Origin of the sequence: Halomonas sp. ALS9 (assembly GCF_001651035.1) — a bacterium.
In the GTDB taxonomy this organism is placed as follows: domain Bacteria; phylum Pseudomonadota; class Gammaproteobacteria; order Pseudomonadales; family Halomonadaceae; genus Vreelandella.
Genome location: NZ_LXRG01000200.1, coordinates 22,401 through 41,901, shown reverse-complemented (window position 1 = coordinate 41,901; position 19,501 = coordinate 22,401). Strand labels below are relative to the sequence as shown.

The window sequence follows — 19,501 nt, the reverse complement described above, 5'->3', positions numbered from 1 at the left end:
AGCGTGCGTCTGGACATTCGTCGTACCGGCTCGGTGAAAGTGGGCGATGAAGTCACTGGTAACGAAACCCGCGTAAAAGTGGTTAAAAACAAGGTGGCGCCACCGTTCCGTCAGGCTGAATTCCAGATTCTTTATGGCAAGGGTATCTACCACGCCGGTGAGGTCATTGATTTGGGTGTGCAGTGCAACCTGGTCGACAAAGCCGGTGCTTGGTACAGCTATAAAGGTAAGAAAATCGGCCAGGGCAAGGCGAACTCAGCGCTCTACCTTGAAGAGCACCCAGAAATTATGCTCGAAATCGAAACGCAGATTCGTGAGCAGCTCCTGGCCAAGCCCGATCCTAAAAAGGAGAAGGACGACGCGCCTGCCGAAGCAGCGGCAGAGTTGGATGCGGGTGATGACGATCTGCTTTAAGACGATTTTAGCCAAGCGGATTCTGGCTAAGCTGATTTTGTCTAAAGCAAGCTGATGGCATTCACCTCCCAGCGTGATGCCACGCCCCGTGATATCGCTATTGGCTTACTCGCTCGGCGCGAATACTCCCGCACCGAGCTTGCCCAGCGGCTAAAGAAAAAAGCCTTCGACGACGACGCTATTGATGAGTGTCTTGATGCGCTGGTTGAGCAAGGGCTGCAGTCTGACGCTCGCTTTGCAGCCAGTTTCGTCCGCTCGCGCATACTGCGCGGGCAGGGCGTTATCCGCATTAAAGGCGAGTTACGCCAGCGTGGTGTTGACCAGGAAACCCTTAAGAGCGCTTTTGAAGAGGTAGAGGAGGGCGAACAGGTCGACTGGTTCGAATTAGCCCGGGAAACCCTGGCGCGCCGCTTTGATAATCCCGGCGAGACACCTAAAGAGCGCGCTCGTCGCGAGCGCTTTCTCGCCAATCGCGGCTTTGATTTTGAGCAAATTCGCTACGCGCTCTCCTGTCTTTAATAGGTTTTCTCCAGCCTGTGAAACGCTCCCCTCTTACATTTCTAGTAGCGCTCTAATACGCTTGTCTATCTGGTTGTTCACGTAGTTGTTCACGTAGTTGTTGCGCTTCTGTCGCTAGCTGTTTGCCTTTCTGCCACTAAGTGCGGCTTTAGTCGTTTGACAACTGCGCTATAATGGCTGCTTTGCGACCCCTGAGGGTAGCGGCAACAGCGCCCTGGGACATCACGCTTTCTTGTTACGGATACCCTATGAAAAGCGCAGAGATTAGACAGGCCTTTCTCACCTTCTTCGAAGAGCAGGGGCATACCATTGTACCCACCAGCTCCTTAGTGCCGGGCAACGATCCGACGCTGCTGTTTACCAATGCCGGCATGGTGCCGTTTAAAGATGTGTTTTTAGGCCGCGACCCGCGCCCTTACGTGCGCGCCACTTCTGCGCAGCGCTGCGTACGTGCGGGCGGCAAGCATAACGACTTGGACAACGTCGGCTATACCGCGCGTCACCACACCTTCTTTGAGATGCTGGGTAACTTCAGCTTTGGTGACTACTTTAAGCGCGACGCTATTCGCTTTGCCTGGGTATTTCTGACCGAAACGCTGGGTCTGCCTAAAGATAAGCTGTGGGTAACGGTGCACATCAGCGATGATGAAGCCGAACGGATCTGGAAAGATGAAATCGGCATCGATCCCGAGCGCTTTTCCAAGCTGGATGAAGATAATTTCTGGCAAATGGGCGATACCGGCCCCTGTGGCCCCAGTTCGGAAATCTTCTTTGATCACGGCCCAGAGGTATGGGGTGGCCCTCCAGGCAGCCCGGAAGAAGATGGCGATCGCTATATCGAAATCTGGAACCTGGTGTTCATGCAGTTTGATCGCGATGCTGCCGGCACGCTCAATCCGCTACCCAAGCCCTCAATCGATACCGGTATGGGCCTCGAGCGGGTCGCCGCTGTCATGCAGGGCGTGCACTCCAACTACGAAATTGACCTGTTCCAAAACCTGCTCCAGGCCGCGGCAAAAGCCACGGGTCACCCGGATACCGCTACACCCTCACTGCGCGTAATTGCCGACCATATCCGCTCCTGTGCCTTCCTGATTGCCGATGGCGTGCTGCCTTCCAACGAAGGGCGTGGCTATGTGCTACGCCGGATCATTCGCCGCGCGATTCGTCATGGCCACAAGCTGGGTGCGGTGGAGCCGTTCTTCCATAAGCTGGTTGAGGCGCTGGACGCTGAGATGGGTGATGCCTATCCGGAGCTGCGTGAAGCGAGCGATCAAATTGCTCGGGTGCTGCTGAAAGAAGAAGAGCAGTTCGCGCGCACCCTGGATCACGGTATGGGGCTATTGAATGCGGCTTTGGCTGAGTTGGACGGTAAAGTACTGCCGGGTGAAACCGTGTTCAAACTTTACGACACCTACGGCTTCCCGTTCGATCTCACCGCTGACGTCTGTCGTGAGCGTGGCGTTACCCTGGACGAAGAGGGCTTTAAGCAGGCGTTAGAGGCCCAGCGCGAACGCGCACGGGCAGCCAGCCAGTTCGGCGCCGACTACAGCGCCTCCATCGAGCTGGAGGGTGAGACGGCCTTTACCGGTTATGACCGCCTGGAAGATCAGGCCAAGGTAACGGCGCTGGTCGACAGCGAAGGCAACGAATTGGCCGCCTTGGAAGCGGGGCAGAAGGGTGTCGTGTTACTAGACCGCACGCCGTTTTACGGCGAGTCGGGCGGCCAGGTGGGCGATACTGGCTACCTGTATGTCGACGGCGGCCGTTTCCAGGTCACCGATACCCAGAAACAGAGTGGGCATCATCTTCACCAGGGCATAATGGTTGAAGGCTCGCTAAGAGTCGGTGCCAGCGTGCGCGGCGAAGTAGACGCCAGCCTGCGCACCGCCACCATCCGTAACCACTCGGCCACTCATCTGCTGCACAAAGCGCTGCGTATGGTGCTGGGTGATCATGTGCAGCAGAAAGGCTCGCTGGTTAACGCCGAGCGCCTGCGCTTCGACTTTAGCCACTTCGAGCCGATGACCGCCGAGCAACTGGCGGAAGTCGAGCGGCTGGTCAATGAGCAGATTTTGGCTAACGCGCCGACCAAGATTGAGCAAATGAGCCTGGATCAAGCCAAGGCCAAGGGCGCAGCAGCACTGTTTGAGGCCAAATACGCCGACAACGTGCGCGTGCTGACCATTGGTGCCGACGACTTCTCTATCGAGTTATGTGGCGGTACCCACGTGGCACGTAGCGGCGATATTGGCTGCTGCCATGTAATGAGCGAAGTAGGCATTGCTTCCGGTGTGCGCCGTATCGAAGCGATCACTGGCAGCAATGCGCTGAGCTACTTCCGCGAGCAGGAAGCCCGCCTTGAACGACTTGGCGAACGTTTGAAGACTAAGCCAGAGCAGGTCGAAGCGCGGGTAGAGTCACTGGTTGAGCGCAACCGTAGCCTAGAAAAAGAGCTTGAACAGCTCAAAGCCAAACTAGCCAGTGCTGCGGGTAGCGATATGCTCAGCCAGGTGCAGGAGATCAATGGGGTTAAGCTGTTGGCGACGCAATTGGATGGCGTGTCTGGCAAAGATCTACGCGGCGTCCTTGACCAGCTTAAGAACAAGTTAAGCTCTGGGGTGATTATCCTTGGCGTTGCCGACCAAGCGGCGGGCAAGGTAAGTTTGATCGCTGGGGTAACCCAGGATCTGACTGGCCGAGTGAAAGCCGGTGAGCTGGTTAACCATGTCGCCTCTCAAGTAGGCGGAAAGGGTGGAGGCCGCCCCGATATGGCCCAAGCCGGAGGTAGTCAACCCGACGCCTTGCCGGATGCGTTGAAGAGCGTGCCAGGATGGTTGGAAAACGTTCTTAGCTAAACCCCTGGGCCGGTGGCATTATTGCTATCGGCCTTATTATTTATCTAACACTTACGACACTTTCACCCTCCATTCCCGAACGCATAGGAAAAACGGCATATGGCACTATACGTACAGAAGTTCGGCGGCACTTCGGTGGGCTCTGTCGAGCGTATCAAGGCCGTAGCGGAAAAGGTTAAGGGTTTCCGCGATCAAGGCCATCAGGTAGTGGTCGTGGTCTCCGCCATGAGCGGCGAAACCAACCGCCTTACCGATATGGCCCAGGCGCTTAACGAAGATCCGGCACCGCGCGAGATGGATATGCTGCTGTCGACCGGTGAGCAGGTGACTATTTCACTGCTCGCCATGGCGCTTCAGCAAATCGGCGTGCCAGCGACTTCGCACACCGGCGCCCAGGTAGGTATTCATACCGATAGCGCTTATACCAAGGCGCGTATCCAGCGCATCGAAACTGACGACCTGAAAGCTGACCTTGAAGCCGGACAAGTAGTGGTTGTGGCCGGATTCCAAGGGGTCGACGAAGACGGCAATATCACCACGCTAGGTCGCGGTGGCTCTGATACCACTGGTGTGGCCCTGGCCGCTGCGCTAGGCGCCGATGAGTGCCAGATTTACACCGATGTCGACGGGGTATATACCACCGACCCTCGCGTATGCTCAAAAGCTCAGCGCTTAACCAGCATTACCGTGGAAGAAATGCTGGAGCTGGCCAGTCTTGGCTCTAAAGTGTTGCAGATCCGCGCGGTAGAGTTTGCCGGTAAATACAACGTGCCCCTGCGGGTGCTGTCGAGCTTTGAAGACGGCCCCGGTACCCTAATTGTTGCAGAAGCAGACAAAGACGAGGACGCTATGGAAGAACCACTGATCTCCGGTATCGCCTTTACCAAGAATGAAGCGAAATTAACCCTGCTCAATACCCCGGATGTGCCTGGTGTCGCATCGCGCATCCTAGGCCCTATTGCCGATGCCAATATCGAAGTTGATATGATCGTGCAAAACGTGGCGCCTGCCGGTGATTATACCGACTTTACTTTTACCGTTGCCAAGGGTGACTACAAGGCCACTAAGAAGCTGCTTGAAGAGACGGTGATTCCTGATTTGGGCGGCGGTGAGCTGCGCGGCGACGACAATATTGCTAAAGTCTCTTTGGTCGGTGTTGGTATGCGTTCTCATGCCGGTGTGGCGTCGAAAATGTTCCGCGTGCTAGCCGACGAAAACGTCAATATTCGTATGGTCTCCACTTCTGAGATTAAAATCTCGGTGGTTATTGATGAGAAACATATGGAGCTTGCCGTTAATGCATTACACAAAGCTTTTGGTTTAGATAAGGCAGATATCGAATCTGAATAACATTTATGCCTTAAACCTTCTACGCTGAAGAGGTACTTGCTGCCGTGTGGTGGTGAGCTTTCTTTCAACGGGAGGTTGTAAGGTGTCATGGAGCCGGCGTCATTGGTGACAGGCAGCACTATGCCGCATAATGGCATGGTGTTGCCTCCGGCTGACATATCCCGTTGCATAAAACGTCTGAAAAGGAGATCAGCCATGCTCATCCTAACTCGCCGTGTTGGCGAAACCCTGATGATCGGTGATGAAATCACCGTCACCGTTCTAGGTGTGAAAGGCAATCAAGTACGAATTGGCGTTAATGCGCCGAAAGATGTGGCAGTTCACCGTGAAGAGATTTACCAGCGTATCCAGCGTGAAAGAGACAGTGAAAACGAAGTGGAATAAGACTTGCGGGCTTGCATGATGAAACGATGCTTAAAGCGTAAGTTAATAGGTAAGGTATGGCCGGTGCGAAAAAAAAACCGTAGGGGACTAGACACAAGAAGGCTAAATCGGTAATATTCGCGCCGTGCCGTTGAGGAGAGGTGGCCGAGTGGCTGAAGGCGCTCCCCTGCTAAGGGAGTATAGGGTTTATAGCCCTATCGAGGGTTCGAATCCCTCTCTCTCCGCCAATTGCATGTTAGAAGGTATGCGCCCGTAGCTCAGCTGGATAGAGTACCTGACTACGAATCAGGGGGTCGGAGGTTCGAATCCTCCCGGGCGCGCCACCTTTTTATCTACCTTGTTGACTGCTTGTTAATCGTTGTATGTGTTTTGATAAGTAGTAGTTTGGTAAGCATTTTCTTGATAAGTATTGTCTTGATGAACATCGTCTTGGCAAGTTCAAGTGTTAGTATTTTATTACGCGCCCGTAGCTCAGCTGGATAGAGTACCTGACTACGAATCAGGGGGTCGGAGGTTCGAATCCTCCCGGGCGCGCCAGATTCCAAAACCCGTTCTCTTATAGAGAGCGGGTTTTCTGTTTCCGGTTTGACCGTCCGCTTCCAGTCTTGTTACCTGTTTCCAGCCTAATCATCTATTTCCAGCCTGACCGGCTAAGGCTCGCACCCCGGTCTTGCGATCGTGTGTAGCGCCCCCCGCTTTGCGGTAGGGCGCTTTTTTTTGCCTGCTGATTGGACGAGGGTGATCGAAAGCAGTTAAGCCAGTGTGGCGTGCTGTTCATCAACATGTTCAACAACAACAAGGCTGTCGAGGAGTTGATCCAGCTCGGTGAGCCGCTTCACGCGCTGAAAGTTCTGTTCGGCTTCACTACTGCCTTGGCGCATTTGGGCGAGCCACTGCTTTACTAAGGAGACGACGACGCGGTCTGGTAGCTGTTGACGCTGAAGTGCGGCGTACTCTTTGAGTACGTTGGCGCGCATTGCCCAACTGCTTTCAGGCAGACGCTCGCCGGTTTGCAGCCAGTGGCGGATACGTGGCGCCAACCAAGGGTCGGCCAGTGCGCTACGCCCTAGCATCACATCGCGACACCCTGACAGCGTGCGAGCCTTCCAGTAATCTTCCAGTGTCCAAATATCGCCATTGGCGACAACCGGAATGCTCACCTGACGGCGAATTTTGCCGATCCACTCCCAGTGAGCCGGTGGACGGTAGCCTTCGTCTCGGGTGCGCGCATGCACCACTAGCTGCGCAGCGCCTCCCGCTTCGGTGGCCTGAGCGCAGGCAACCGCTAAGCGACGATTGGCAAAGCCCAGGCGAATCTTGGCGGTTACCGGGATTTCTCCGTCTAAAGCGTCGTGAACGGCTTTAACTGCTTGATAGACGCGATCAGGTTGGCGCAGCAGCGAAGCGCCGCCATCGTGCCGGTTAACCAGTTTGGCAGGGCAGCCGAAATTAAGGTCGACGCTCACTGCGCCTAAGCTAAGTGCCTGGCGCGCGTTGGCGGCCAAGGCGGCTGGGTCAGAGCCTAATAGCTGTAAATGCACCGGAATTCCGCTTGGTGTTGCTACAGGCGGTTGCGTAAGTTCGGGGCAGTGCTTATAAAACACTCTGGGTGGCAGGCGGGCATCAACAACGCGGACAAACTCGGTGACCGTCCAGTCGAACCCAGCATGACGGGTTAACAGATCACGAGTCAGTGCGTCGATCACGCCTTCCATAGGGGCTAGACCAATTTTAGGGGCTAGGCCGATTCTGCCGTTTTGTAGTAAATTAACAACCATGACTTCCACTATCGCGCCATTGCATTCTATTCTGGGTGTGGCAGGTTAGTGTATTCCCCTTACTGCGCCAAGCGCCTTTCGTCGTATTGGCAGAATGATGTGCGTAAAACAGTACTTGAACGGTACTTTAAGAAAGGAGAGCGTCTTATGCAGGATCAAGAACTATTACAAGATGGGTTAGCATTGATGGCGCTCGGTATGGGCTTAGTGTTTGTTTTTCTTACTGTTTTGGTTATTAGCGTCACGCTGATGTCGAAGCTAATCGGGCGTTTCCAACCCGTCCCCGTCGCTGTTGATACGGGTAAAAAAACGTCGCAGTCTTCGGCCCCTTCTGCGCAAAGTGACGAAGTCATGGCCGTTATCAGTGCTGCAGTGCACCGTTACCGTTCAACACGGCGTCGCTAACTTTCTCAATTTTTTCCATTTCAGCCCTCTTTTGGCTATTTTTTTGTTATTTTTACTACAAACTTACAACTCTCTACTGTGAGCCAAAACCATGAACGAAATTAAACGCCCTCTAGGCATTACCGATGTCGTGCTGCGCGATGCCCATCAATCGCTGTTTGCCACGCGCATGCGTCTGGACGATATGCTGCCGATCGCCGAAAAGCTGGATCGTGTTGGCTACTGGTCGCTGGAAACCTGGGGTGGAGCAACCTATGACGCCTGCATACGTTATTTAGGTGAAGATCCGTGGGAGCGCATTCGCGCGTTAAAAGAGGCTATGCCCAATACCCCGCAGGCCATGCTGCTGCGTGGGCAGAACCTGCTGGGCTACCGCCACTACGCCGATGACGTTGTCGATAAGTTTGTCGAGCGGGCGAAAACCAATGGCGTGGATGTCTTCCGTGTTTTCGATGCCATGAACGACCCGCGCAATTTAGAACGCGCCATTCAGGCCGTGCGCAATGTTGAAGGTCACGCCCAGGGCACCATCTCTTACACCGTGAGCCCGGTACATACCCTGGATAGCTGGGTTGATCTCGCTAAAACCATTGCCGGTTTAGGCGCAGACTCATTGGCTATCAAGGATATGGCGGGGCTATTGACGCCCTACACGGCGTTCGACTTGGTCACCCGGCTCAAAAAAGAGCTGTCGATTCCGGTGCACCTGCATTGCCATGCCACCACTGGCCTTTCTACTTCGACCATTTTGAAAGCAGTGGAAGCGGGTATTGATAATGTTGATACCTCGATTTCGTCCATGTCGATGACCTACGGCCACAGCCCCACCGAGTCTGTGGTGGCAATGTTGAAAGATACCGGCCGTGATACCGGTCTGGATCTTGAGCTGCTGGAAGACATTGCCGGCTACTTCCGCGAAGTGCGCAAGAAATACGCCGCTTTTGAAGGCTCGCTGCGCGGTATTGATTCGCGCATCCTGATTGCCCAGGTGCCGGGTGGCATGCTGACCAATATGGAAGGCCAGCTCAAGGAGCAAGGCGCAGGCGATAAGCTAGACGACGTGTTAAGCGAAATTCCTCGCGTTCGTGAAGACCTTGGCTTTATCCCGCTGGTGACGCCCACCTCGCAGATTGTGGGCACCCAGGCGGTAATGAACGTGATGATGGGCGAGCGCTATAAGTCGATCTCCAAAGAAGTTCAGGCATTGCTCAAGGGCGAATATGGCGCGGCGCCTGCGCCTTTCAACGCCGAGCTGCAAAAGCGCGTGTTGGAAGGTGGCGAACCGATCACCTGCCGCCCGGCAGACAATCTTTCACCAGAAATGGACAAGCTGGCCGCTGAGCTGAAAGACAAAGCCAGCACTGAGGGCATTCGTCTAGCCGAAGGTAAGCGCGAAGTGGATGATGTGCTGACCTATGCGCTGTTTCCGCAGATTGGTCTTAAGTTTCTTAAAAACCGCGACAATCCTGATGCCTTTGAGCCTGTTCCTCAAGCCGCTGAAGCAAGCGCTGAAAAGACACCTGCCAAGGTGGAAAGCAGCGCGCCAGTTGCTAGCAGCGGCCCTGAAACCTATACCGTTAAGCTCAACGGCAAAGCCTTTGTGGTGGAAGTGTCTGAAGGTGGCGAGCTAGGCGAGGTGCAAGAGCAAACGGTAGCCACTACTGACGCACCCAAAGAGCAATCGCCTGCTTCCGGTGGTGAAGGCAGCGGTGAAGGCAGTGGAGACAGCATCGATGCGCCGTTAGCGGGCAATATTTTCAAGGTCAATGTCCGCCCTGGCGACAAAGTCGCCGAAGGGGATGTGGTAATCATCCTTGAAGCGATGAAAATGGAAACCGAAGTGCGAGCCAGCAGCGCGGGCACTGTGTCTAAGGTTAACGTCAGCGAAGGCGACAGCGTTGTCGTAGGCGACACGCTGATCGAGCTCTAAGGGCCCCCGGTAATGGATAAAAAGTAATGGATAAATTAGTAACGTTATGGGAAGGCTCTGGGCTGTATAACCTTGAGCTTGGCCAGGCGGTCATGATGGTAGTGGGGCTACTGCTGCTCTACTTGGCGATCTATAAGAAGTTTGAACCGCTGCTGCTGGTGCCGATTGGTTTTGGCGGCATTCTCGCCAATATTCCTGAGGCTGGGCTGGCCATTTCAGCGCTAGACCAGGCCATTGAGGTGGCCAAGCCTGCGGTACTGCAGCAGATGGCGGCGGCGCTGGGTGCAAGCCTTGATCCGCTATCGAACGCAGACGTTTGGCGGGAGTCGTTGCACGCCATCGCACACGATGCTGCGGCCCCCGACCAACTGCGCGCTGCGCGTGATATTGCCGTGGGCGTTGGCTACGGCGATGGCATGCTCTATAGCTTCTACAATGTCGCGATTGCTTCGGGTATTGCTCCGCTGATTATCTTTATGGGCGTAGGCGCCATGACCGACTTCGGCCCGCTGTTGGCCAACCCACGCACGCTATTTTTAGGTGCGGCCGCTCAGTTTGGTATTTTTGCCACCCTGTTTGGCGCTGTAGTGCTAAGCTCGATGGGGATCATGGACTTCTCGCTTAATCAGGCCGCCGCCATCGGTATTATTGGCGGTGCCGATGGCCCGACCTCTATCTACGTCTCCAGCGTGCTGGCGCCGGAGCTGCTGGGGGCTATCGCCGTGGCTGCCTACGCTTATATGGCGTTGGTGCCTCTGATTCAGCCGCCGATTATGCGTCTGTTGACCACCCAGAAAGAGCGTGAGATCAAGATGACCCAGCTGCGGCCGGTCTCCAAACTGGAGAAAGTGGTCTTCCCGCTGGTGCTGTTGATTCTAGTGGCGCTGTTTCTGCCCGATGCGGCACCGCTGCTGGGCATGTTTTGCTTCGGTAATTTGATGCGTGAGTGCGGTGTGGTAGAGCGCCTGTCGGATACCGCGCAAAATGCCCTGATCAATATTGTCACGATTATCCTAGGTCTATCGGTAGGTTCAAAGCTAATGGCCGATAGCTTCCTGTCGTTTGAGACCCTGGGGATATTAGGTTTGGGGATTGTCGCCTTTGGCATTGGTACGGCCGCCGGGGTATTGATGGCCAAGTTAATGAACTTGGTCAGCAAAATGCCCATCAACCCTTTGATCGGCGCTGCGGGGGTGTCCGCTGTGCCGATGGCCGCGCGCGTGGCCAACAAGGTGGGGCTCGAGGCGAACCCACATAATTTCCTGCTGATGCACGCCATGGGGCCCAATGTGGCCGGTGTCATTGGCTCGGCGGTCGCCGCCGGGGTGATGATTAAATACTTGGGTTAACCGTTCAAAACTGGTTTTAATAGCTGGATTTAAAAACGGGTTCTTAATAGTGAATGACAGAACGCGGCATGCTGATACGTTCGGTATGTCGCGTTTTTTTATGGGTGGGCTATTTCGATGGACTGTTTCGATGGACTGTTTCGATGGGCTGTTTCGATGGGCTATCTAGACAGTGAGAATGTCGATAGCACTCTTTAAGCGGTTTTCTAGCGGGGCAAGGTCAAGTGGGCAGTCCCGTGGCCAGCCAATGGTTAGGCGCACACCATCGCCATCGTAATCGGCTTGCTCAATAGGGATATCGCGCTCTGCGCACCAGGCGCGGGCAATCGCTTCATTGGCAAAGGTGAGTCGCAGGGTATAGGTGTCTCGCTCGACTACTTCACGGGTAGGCAGCGTCTCTAGGGCATGGCTAACCGCCTGGGCGTAGGCGCGGGCTAAGCCTCCGGTACCCAGCTTGGTGCCGCCAAAATAACGAATGACAACACAGCCGATCTGGCCAAGTTGACTACCTTGGAGAACCTGATACATGGGACGGCCAGCGGTGCCGCCAGGCTCGCCATCATCGGAAAAGCCGATCAAATTTTGCTCGCCAGGTGGCCCGGCAATATAGGCAGTGCAGTGGTGGCTGGCATTAGGGTGCGCGGTTTTTGCAGCATTCAGCAGGTTAGTGAATGACTGGATATCTGGGGCGTAGCAGACCCAGGTGATAAATTGGCTCTTTTCTACTTCGGTGTCAGCCGTATGCCATGATGTAGGGGGTAACTCGGGAACCCGATAGCGCATTAATGCTCCGTGAAGGTAGTCTCACTTTTCACACCCATTACCATGCCGAGCACCTGAATATCCCGGTTATGCAAAAAAAGCGCTGGCTGCTGAGTATCCTCTGGCCATAGCTCTACGCCAAAGCGGCTGATCGAGAGCTGCTTCAAGGCGATTGTTTGCTGGTTAATTTCGGCAACGGCTGTTTCTGTCTGGGTATCGTGTTGATAGCGCCGGATAATAATGACATCGCCATCGAATAAGTTGCAATCACACAATGCATTGCCGCGCACTTTGAGCGCATAGGTATTGCGTCGGGTAACGCTAGGCGCCATCGCGTATGGACGTGGTGCAGGTTGTCTACGGCCGAATGTAGCGGTAGGTGCTGCCATCGATAGAGTCATGAGGAAATCTCCATTGCATGTTCTTTCATACAGTGGTTTTCATTGTAGACCTGTTTTTGCATACAGTGCTAGCAGTAATTAGTCTTAACACTCCTTGATGGAGATCACGCTGCGACCCAGCGCCGCATTGTGTGAGTGGCGAGAAAGGGGCTTTACGTGTAGAGTTCGACGCGAAATCAATATGCCTGGAGAGACGCTTGAGCCTGTGTCTACAAGCCCGACAGCTTGCCTGTGAACGCGATGATCGTTGGCTATTTGAAGGCTTGGATCTGGATATTTGCAGTGGTGAAGTTGTGCGTATTGAGGGCCCTAATGGCAGTGGTAAAACCAGCCTGCTAAAAATCCTCTCCGGGCAGCTCAGTGACTATCAGGGCGAGCTCTTTTGGAATGGCGCTGCGATGAAAGAGGCGCGTGAACATTTCCTCGCTAACTTGCTCTATTTAGGGCACGCCCCTGGCATTAAGTTAGGGCTTTCCCCATTAGAAAACCTGGCATGGTATCAGGCCCTAAGCGGGGAAAACGGTAATGAGGAACAGCGCCTGGATGCCCTTGAGCGGGTTGGCCTGGCAGGTTTTGAAGATGTGCCTGCGGGGCAACTCTCTGCAGGCCAACAGCGTCGCGTGGCGCTGGCACGCTTGACGCTAACGCCACGGTCTCTCTGGGTGTTGGATGAACCTTTTACCGCGATAGATCGCCACGGCGTCGCTGAGCTAGAAAGGCAGCTTGTTGCCCACGCTCAAGCAGGGGGGTGCGTGCTGGTAACGACACACCATGAATTAACCGCTTCACCATTGTTGAGACGAATATCCCTGGGGTAAAGGAGAAAGGGTTGCACAGCTCTGTACACAGCTCTTCACAAGGTTCAGATACCACTTCGCAGGTGCTAGCAGTGCCACTGCGTGAGCATAAAGGTGGCTTGATGATCGCAGTGAAGGCCACGCTCGTGCGTGACTTAACGCTGTTGCTGAGACGCCGTGGCGAAGTGCTCAATCCGCTGGTGTTTTTCGCTCTGGTGATCACGCTGTTTCCGATCGCGATTTCGCCCGACCCTGAGCTGTTAGCAGTAATTGCTCCAGGTTTGCTGTGGGTAGCGGCGCTGTTAGCCGCGCTGCTTTCATTAGACAGCCTGTTTCGTAGCGATTATGACGATGGCAGTCTGGAGCAACTGCTATTGGCGCCGCAGCCGTTAGCCGCGCTGAGTTTAGCCAAAGTGGCCGTGCATTGGCTGCTGACAGGCCTACCGTTGGCGCTGATGGCGCCGATATTGGGTATTATGCTGGCGCTGCCCGCGGGTAGCTACGCCGTGCTGGCGCTGTCGCTTGCTCTGGGCACGGCCAGCTTGAGTTTGATTGGCGCGATTGGGGCGGCGTTAACCGTCGGCTTGGCGCGGGGTGGGGTGCTGCTCTCGCTGCTGGTGCTACCGCTGTATATCCCGGTGCTTATTTTTGGCGCCGGCGCGGTGCAGGCGGCCATTTTCGGAGACGGCGTCGCTGCCCATCTGGCTATCCTGGGCGCGCTGCTCGCCGCCTCACTCATGTTGGCGCCGTGGGCGATTGCCGCATCGCTGCGTATCAGTATCAACGGTTAAGGACAGGACACGCTATGTGGGCCTTTATACATAAACTGGGATCACCCAAGTGGTTCTACACCATTAGCGCCAAGCTGCAGCCCTGGTTCTGGGCAGCGGCGGTACTGTTATTGGTTGTTGGCTCGCTGTGGGGGCTGGCGTTTGCCCCGGCGGATTATCAGCAAGGTAATAGTTTCCGGATTATTTACGTTCATGTGCCAGCAGCCTTTTTAGCCCAATCCATTTTTATCGCCATGGCGGTATCTGGCCTGGTGTTTATGGTCTGGAAAATCAAAGTGGCTGATATGGCAGCCGCGGTGATGGCCCCTCTTGGCGCAGCTATGACCTTTGTGGCGCTTTTCTCTGGCGCCGTGTGGGGCGTGCCCACCTGGGGAACCTGGTGGATGTGGGATGCCCGACTGACCTCCATGTTGATACTGCTGTTTTTGTATTTGGGCGTGATTGCTCTACGTGGCGCGTTCACCAGCCGCGATAGCGCCTCACGGGCAGCCTCGGTGCTAGCCATGGTGGGGGTGATTAATATTCCCATTATCAAATATTCGGTGGATTGGTGGTACACCCTACACCAGCCCGCTTCTTTTACCCTGACGTCGCGCCCGACCATGCCGACCGAGATGTGGTTGCCGCTGGTGATTATGGTGCTGGGTTTTTACAGTTTTTTTATCGCCTTAACGTTGATGCGCACGCGCAGTGAGATTCTGCGCCGCGAAGCTAACAAGCGCTGGGTACAGGATCTGGTTAACGGCCAGGTAATGAACGTAGAGGCAGAGGAGGCCCGCTAATGGCATTTACCTCATTTTCCGAATTTCTCGCCATGGGTGGCCACGCGCCTTATGTATGGTCTGCATGGGGCGTTACCGCGCTGCTGTTGCTCGCCATCGTTTGGCATGCACGTGCAGAGCAACGCCAACTGCTGAAAGGCTTAAAGCGTCGCGCAAGACGCGAAAACAGAGCGAGGGGGAGTGCCCAATGACGCCTAAACGTAAACAGAAACTGTTTGTTATTCTGGGCCTTGTGTCGTTGGCAGCGATTGCCGTGGGACTAACCCTATACGCGCTACGTGCGAACATTAATCTGTTTTTTAGCCCGGTGCAGATCGCCCAGGGCGATGCCCCGATGGAGCGGCAGATTCGCGCCGGCGGCATGGTCAAAGAGGGGTCGGTTTCCCGTGACCCAGAGAGCCTGGACGTCGAATTTACCGTCACCGATTACGTCGATGACCTGGAGGTCTACTACAGCGGGATCCTGCCTGATCTGTTCCGTGAAGGCCAAGGCGTGGTGGTAGTGGGTGAACTTCAGGCGGATGGTCGTTTGTATGCCGACAAAGTGCTCGCCCGTCATGACGAGAACTATATGCCCCCAGAAGTCGCCCAGGCGCTAGAAGAAGCGGGCTACTCGCCGGCCGACTACCAAGCCAAAGCCGCTGAGGTGGGCAAACGCCTGGACGAAGAAGGCGTACCCCAGGCAAGCGAATACTAGTTTTCGTCATCCAGGGTTGGCAACAAAGCCTTATGCGGAGCACTCATGCTTATTAAACTGATCCCTGAAATTGGCCACTTTGCTCTTATCATCGCGCTGCTGATGGCGATGGTGCAGGCGGTGATGCCGTTGGCCGGTGCGGCGACAAGGCGACCACTATGGATGGCCTACGGTCAACCCATGGCGGTGGGGCAGTTTGTATTTATTGCTATTGCCTACGCCTGTTTGACCGCCAGCTACATGCTCGACGACTTTAGCGTGGCCAATGTGGCCAACAACTCCAATTCGCTGCTGCCCTGGTACTACAAGTTCAGCGCCGTGTGGGGCAACCACGAAGGGTCGGTGCTGCTATGGAGCTTTATGCTCGCGGGCTGGGGCTTTGCGGCTAGCCTGTTCACCGGCAACTTACCGCGGGATATGGTCGCGCGCGTGATGGGCGTGATGGGCATGGTCTGCGTCGGTTTCTTGCTGTTTATTCTGATCACATCGAACCCCTTCGAGCGGCTGCTGCCCGACATGCCTCAGGATGGCGCCGACCTTAACCCACTGCTGCAAGACTTCGGGTTGATCGTACATCCGCCGATGCTTTACATGGGCTATGTGGGCTTTTCCGTGGTCTTTGCCTTCGCTATTGCCGCGCTAATGGGCGGGCGTTTAGATGCGGCCTGGACGCGCTGGGCACGGCCCTGGACGAATCTGGCCTGGGCGTTTCTAACCGTCGGTATCGCGTTAGGTAGCTGGTGGGCCTACTACGAGCTTGGCTGGGGCGGCTGGTGGTTCTGGGATCCGGTCGAAAACGCCTCGCTACTGCCCTGGCTGACGGGAACCGCGCTAGTGCATTCGCTGGCGGTCACCGAGAAGCGTGGCTCGTTTAAAAGCTGGACCGTACTGTTGGCGATCTCGACCTTTTCGCTATCGCTGATGGGTACTTTCCTGGTGCGCTCTGGGGTGCTGACCTCGGTACACGCGTTTGCCAACGATCCTGCCCGCGGTTTCTTTATTTTGATGCTACTGGCCATTACGGTAACGCTGTCGCTGCTGGTATTTGCCCTACGCGCACCGCGGGTAAGCCATAAAGTCGGCTTTAACTGGCTTTCCCGGGATGCGCTGCTGCTGGTCAATAATATCTTCCTGGTGATCATGACCGTCACCGTGCTGCTGGGCACTGTCTATCCGCTCATCTTGGACTCTCTGGGGTTGGGGAAAATCAGCGTAGGCCCGCCTTATTTTAATGCCCTGTTTGTGCCGCTCACCGTGGTGATGTGCATCTTTATGGGGCTAGGCTCGGTAACGCGCTGGAAAAGCATGGCGGCGCGGGATCTGATCCGTAAACTGTGGCTGGCAGGCGTCGCTGCCCTGGTGCTGGGCATATTGATGCCACTACTGTATCGCGGAGAGTGGAACCTGTTTGTCTCCTTGGGCATTGTCGCTGCACTCTGGATTGTGCTGCCCATGGTGCGTGATGTGTTCGACAAAACCCGCCACGCCAGCTCGTTTGTTGCCGGTGTCCGCAAGCTCTCCCTGGCTTACTGGGGCATGGTGTTGGGTCACGTCGGCGTTGCGGTCACTATCGTCGGTGTTGCCGTGGTATCCAACTACAACATTGAACGCAATGTGCGTATGTCGCCGGGCACCACGGTCGAAGTAGCCGGCTATCAGTTCACCATGACCGAGTTGACCGAGCGTCGTGGGGCTAACTTCCTGGCTGACACCTCGATCATTCAGGTTCAGCGGGGCGAGTCAGGCCGCAGCTTTACCATGCGACCTGAAAAACGCCTTTACTTGGCCACCGGTATGCCAATGACCCAAGTAGCGCTGCGCCCAGGGCTGTTCCGCGACCTCTATGTAGCCATGGGGGAAAACCTTGGCGATGGCAGTTGGGCGATGCGAGTGCAGTACAAGCCATTTGTTCGCTGGCTGTGGCTAGGTGCGCTGCTGATGGCGTTCGGCGGTGTGCTGGCGGTGCTCGACAAGCGCTATCGGCGCGCCACGGTAACCCGTGAAGCGCCCAATATGACCAGCAAGGGCGATAGCGCGCGGGAGGCAACGGCATGAAGCGACGACTGCTGTTATTACTGCTGCCGCTCTGTTTTTTAGGTCTGGCACTGTTCTTTTACCAGGGCCTTTCGCTGGATCCTTCCCAGCGCGACTCAGCGCTGATGGCGCGGGAGTTCCCGCCCTTTGAAGCCGCCACGCTACGTGATGAGAATCGCCGCGTCGACCAAACGCTGTTAGAGGGTGAAGTGACCCTGGTAAACGTATGGGGCGAATGGTGCCCCGCCTGTAAGCAGGAGATGCCGCAGTTGCTGGAGCTGGCTGACCACGGCATTCGCATGATCGGGGTTAACTACCGCGATACCCGTGAGAAGGGCATGCAGTTTCTCAGCGAATTTGGCGACCCGTTTGAGGTGAATATTTTCGACCCAGAAGGTGAGCTAGGCTTTGATCTCGGCGTCTACGGTGCGCCGGAAACTTTCCTGGTCGACGCCGACGGGGTGATCCGCTACCACCATAAAGGCTATGTATCACCCCAAGATGTGCGCGAGCGGATTCTGCCGGAGGTGGAAAAATGGCGCTAATGCGAACCCTAACAGCGCTACTACTGCTAGTCATGGCGTTTGGCGTAATGGCGGGCGGCATTGAACTGCGTGAATTTGACGACCCTGTTACGGAGAAGCGTTATCACGACTTGACCGCCTCCATGCGCTGCCCGCTGTGTGAGAACCAAGCGATCAATGACTCCGACGCCCCTATTTCAGCCGATATGCGCGACCGCGTTTATCAACTGCTGCAAGACGGCCAGTCGGATATCGAAATCATCAATCACATGGTGCAGCGGTTTGGCGAATATATTCTCTACAACCCGCGTTTAGAGAGCCGCACCTATCTGCTTTGGGGCCTGCCCATCGGCCTGGTATTGCTGGGCGCTGTTGTGGTCGTACTGATGATCCGTGCCCGCCGCAACGCCTCTGCTAAAGCGTTGAGCCCCGAAGAGCGCCAGCGTATAGAAGCGCTGACTAACCGTAAGAGGTCTTCATGACGCTGCTCTGGATTGCGATTGCCGTTTTACTGGTTCCCGCGCTGTGGCTGCTGGTGTCGCCGCTAAGAAACGCGCGTGCACTGCATGACCAGCAGCGCGATTTTGAAGCCAACGACACCTCCGCGGAGCAGAACGTAGCGATTTTTAAGCGCCGTCTGGCGTCCTTGGAAGCGGCCCAGGAGCGCGGTGATATTGATGCCGCACGTTTTGAAGAAGACCGCCTCGAGCTTGAGCGTAGCCTGCTGGAAGACACCGCATTTCGCGAGCGTCGGCCGTTAAAAACAGCCAGCGCCGGCCGAATTGTCGTGCCACTGGTCATGGTCGCTGTGGTGGCCGTAAGCGTCATTTGGTACCAGCACAAGGGCGCTGAGGGCGACCTGGTGTTACTGGCCGTGCAACAAGAAGTGCAGAACGACCCTGAAGGATCGCTCGCCATGTATATCGAACGCATGGAGGAGCAGGCCGAGCGCCAGCCGGATAATCCCAATGTGTGGAGCACACTGTTTCCGCTTTACCGCGAAACCGGGCAAATGCCCAAGGCCGTGAACGCCCTGGAGCGTTTGATTGAGATTGAAGGACGCATCCCACCGCTGCTCGCACAACTGGCGCAAATTCGTTTCTTTATGGCCGAGCGCGAGCTGACCAACGAAGTGCAGGCGCTGGTCGATGAGACCCTGGAACAAGACCCTCGTCAGCCCACGGTGTTGGGCCTACTGGGAGTTAACGCCTTTGATAACGGCGATTACCAACAGGCCATTGATCACTGGCGCCGAGCGATTGCCAATATCGAAGATCCCAACACGGTTGCCTCGCTACGCGAGGGTATTCGTGTAGCTCAGGAACGCATGGGCATAGAATCTGAAGAGGCCATTGCCGAGGGCAATGGCATTCGAGTTCGCGTTGCATTAGACGAAGAACTCGCCGGGCGCGTTGGCGTTAACGACACGGTGTTTATCACTGCCCGCGATCTTGAGGGCGAGTTACCGCCGCTTGCCGTGGTGCGTGCGCAGGTATCTGAGCTGCCCATGACGGTGACCCTAAACGACAGCGCTGCTATGTCGCCCCAGGCGCAGATCTCCCAGGTACGTGAAGCGCGCTTGGTGGTACGCGTTTCTCCCTCCGGCCAAGCAACGCCCCAGCCTGGGGATCTGTTTGGTGACCTTGAGAGCGTCAGCGTAGGGCCGATCGACGAAGGTGAAGCGGTTGAAGTGGTGATTAACCGTGTTTTTGAATAACCGCAACGG

At 55.7% G+C, this 19,501-nt stretch carries 19 protein-coding genes, 3 tRNA genes and 1 pseudogene; 20 read left to right on the top strand and 3 right to left on the bottom strand.

The annotated features are described in order from the left end of the window. The 8 genes and pseudogenes from A6R74_RS17845 to A6R74_RS17810 all read left to right on the top strand — a co-directional run. Positions 1 to 414: pseudogene (locus tag A6R74_RS17845) on the top strand (recombinase RecA); the annotation flags it as partial. 54 nt (positions 415 to 468) lie between these two features. Next, positions 469 to 933 carry a regulatory protein RecX gene (locus A6R74_RS17840; protein WP_064235832.1) on the top strand — a complete coding sequence of 155 codons (465 nt, stop codon included), beginning with the start codon at positions 469 to 471 and terminating at the stop codon, positions 931 to 933. Between the two features lie 248 nt (positions 934 to 1,181). Next, complete coding sequence (alaS, locus tag A6R74_RS17835; protein WP_064235831.1) at positions 1,182 to 3,791, top strand: alanine--tRNA ligase; 2,610 nt, start codon at positions 1,182 to 1,184, stop codon at positions 3,789 to 3,791. 99 nt (positions 3,792 to 3,890) lie between these two features. Next, the gene (locus A6R74_RS17830) at positions 3,891 to 5,141 is read left to right on the top strand and encodes an aspartate kinase (RefSeq protein ID WP_064235830.1); all 1,251 of its coding nucleotides are present in this window, start codon (positions 3,891 to 3,893) and stop codon (positions 5,139 to 5,141) included. 195 nt (positions 5,142 to 5,336) lie between these two features. Next, on the top strand, positions 5,337 to 5,525 hold the full coding sequence (gene csrA / locus A6R74_RS17825) for a carbon storage regulator CsrA (protein ID WP_035576792.1): 189 nt from the start codon (positions 5,337 to 5,339) through the stop codon (positions 5,523 to 5,525). Positions 5,526 to 5,659: 134 nt separating this feature from the next. Continuing rightward, positions 5,660 to 5,752, top strand: a tRNA-Ser gene (locus A6R74_RS17820). A 19-nt stretch (positions 5,753 to 5,771) separates the two neighbouring features. After that, positions 5,772 to 5,848: transfer RNA gene (locus A6R74_RS17815), tRNA-Arg, on the top strand. 137 nt (positions 5,849 to 5,985) lie between these two features. Beyond that, positions 5,986 to 6,062: transfer RNA gene (locus A6R74_RS17810), tRNA-Arg, on the top strand. 215 nt (positions 6,063 to 6,277) lie between these two features. Here A6R74_RS17810 and A6R74_RS17805 read toward each other — a convergent pair. Then, positions 6,278 to 7,303 (bottom strand): tRNA dihydrouridine synthase, encoded by a 1,026-nt coding sequence (locus A6R74_RS17805; RefSeq protein ID WP_082906741.1) that lies wholly within the window; start codon positions 7,301 to 7,303, stop codon positions 6,278 to 6,280. Positions 7,304 to 7,450: 147 nt separating this feature from the next. Between A6R74_RS17805 and A6R74_RS17800 the strand changes: the two genes are divergently transcribed. From A6R74_RS17800 to A6R74_RS17790, 3 genes are all read left to right on the top strand, one after another. Beyond that, positions 7,451 to 7,708 carry an OadG family protein gene (locus A6R74_RS17800; RefSeq protein WP_064235829.1) on the top strand — a complete coding sequence of 86 codons (258 nt, stop codon included), beginning with the start codon at positions 7,451 to 7,453 and terminating at the stop codon, positions 7,706 to 7,708. 91 nt (positions 7,709 to 7,799) lie between these two features. Continuing rightward, positions 7,800 to 9,638 carry a sodium-extruding oxaloacetate decarboxylase subunit alpha gene (gene oadA, locus A6R74_RS17795; protein ID WP_064235828.1) on the top strand — a complete coding sequence of 613 codons (1,839 nt, stop codon included), beginning with the start codon at positions 7,800 to 7,802 and terminating at the stop codon, positions 9,636 to 9,638. A 26-nt stretch (positions 9,639 to 9,664) separates the two neighbouring features. Then, positions 9,665 to 10,987 (top strand): sodium ion-translocating decarboxylase subunit beta, encoded by a 1,323-nt coding sequence (locus A6R74_RS17790; RefSeq protein WP_064235827.1) that lies wholly within the window; start codon positions 9,665 to 9,667, stop codon positions 10,985 to 10,987. Positions 10,988 to 11,152: 165 nt separating this feature from the next. On the opposite strand, the gene A6R74_RS17785 is transcribed toward A6R74_RS17790, so the two are convergent. Next, complete coding sequence (locus tag A6R74_RS17785) at positions 11,153 to 11,770, bottom strand: IMPACT family protein (RefSeq protein ID WP_064235826.1); 618 nt, start codon at positions 11,768 to 11,770, stop codon at positions 11,153 to 11,155. Beyond that, a complete protein-coding gene (locus tag A6R74_RS17780) occupies positions 11,770 to 12,150 on the bottom strand; it encodes a LexA family protein (RefSeq protein ID WP_064235825.1) in 381 nt (126 codons plus the stop codon). Before A6R74_RS17780 ends, A6R74_RS17785 begins: the two co-directional genes overlap by 1 nt. A gap of 197 nt (positions 12,151 to 12,347) precedes the next feature. Between A6R74_RS17780 and ccmA the strand changes: the two genes are divergently transcribed. The 9 genes from ccmA (at position 12,348) to ccmI (ending at position 19,492) form a co-directional block, all read left to right on the top strand. Then, positions 12,348 to 12,968, top strand: a complete 621-nt coding sequence (gene ccmA / locus A6R74_RS17775; protein WP_064235824.1) for a cytochrome c biogenesis heme-transporting ATPase CcmA — start codon at positions 12,348 to 12,350, stop codon at positions 12,966 to 12,968. A 101-nt stretch (positions 12,969 to 13,069) separates the two neighbouring features. Beyond that, entirely contained in the window at positions 13,070 to 13,738 is a 669-nt protein-coding gene (gene ccmB / locus A6R74_RS17770; protein ID WP_231896862.1) for a heme exporter protein CcmB, read from the top strand. 14 nt (positions 13,739 to 13,752) lie between these two features. Then, positions 13,753 to 14,520 (top strand): heme ABC transporter permease, encoded by a 768-nt coding sequence (locus A6R74_RS17765; protein ID WP_064235823.1) that lies wholly within the window; start codon positions 13,753 to 13,755, stop codon positions 14,518 to 14,520. Beyond that, positions 14,520 to 14,711: a heme exporter protein CcmD gene (ccmD, locus tag A6R74_RS17760; protein ID WP_064235822.1), complete on the top strand. Its 192-nt coding sequence runs from the start codon at positions 14,520 to 14,522 to the stop codon at positions 14,709 to 14,711. The genes A6R74_RS17765 and ccmD overlap by 1 nt, the downstream gene beginning before the upstream one ends. Then, complete coding sequence (ccmE, locus tag A6R74_RS17755; protein WP_007111490.1) at positions 14,708 to 15,217, top strand: cytochrome c maturation protein CcmE; 510 nt, start codon at positions 14,708 to 14,710, stop codon at positions 15,215 to 15,217. Before ccmD ends, ccmE begins: the two co-directional genes overlap by 4 nt. Before the next feature lie 45 nt (positions 15,218 to 15,262). Continuing rightward, complete coding sequence (locus tag A6R74_RS17750) at positions 15,263 to 17,272, top strand: heme lyase CcmF/NrfE family subunit (RefSeq protein ID WP_064235821.1); 2,010 nt, start codon at positions 15,263 to 15,265, stop codon at positions 17,270 to 17,272. Next, positions 17,269 to 17,796 carry a DsbE family thiol:disulfide interchange protein gene (locus A6R74_RS17745; protein ID WP_064235820.1) on the top strand — a complete coding sequence of 176 codons (528 nt, stop codon included), beginning with the start codon at positions 17,269 to 17,271 and terminating at the stop codon, positions 17,794 to 17,796. Before A6R74_RS17750 ends, A6R74_RS17745 begins: the two co-directional genes overlap by 4 nt. Next, a complete protein-coding gene (locus A6R74_RS17740) occupies positions 17,787 to 18,257 on the top strand; it encodes a cytochrome c-type biogenesis protein (RefSeq protein WP_064235819.1) in 471 nt (156 codons plus the stop codon). Before A6R74_RS17745 ends, A6R74_RS17740 begins: the two co-directional genes overlap by 10 nt. Next, on the top strand, positions 18,254 to 19,492 hold the full coding sequence (gene ccmI, locus A6R74_RS17735) for a c-type cytochrome biogenesis protein CcmI (RefSeq protein ID WP_064235818.1): 1,239 nt from the start codon (positions 18,254 to 18,256) through the stop codon (positions 19,490 to 19,492). The genes A6R74_RS17740 and ccmI overlap by 4 nt, the downstream gene beginning before the upstream one ends. Positions 19,493 to 19,501 lie beyond the last annotated feature (9 nt).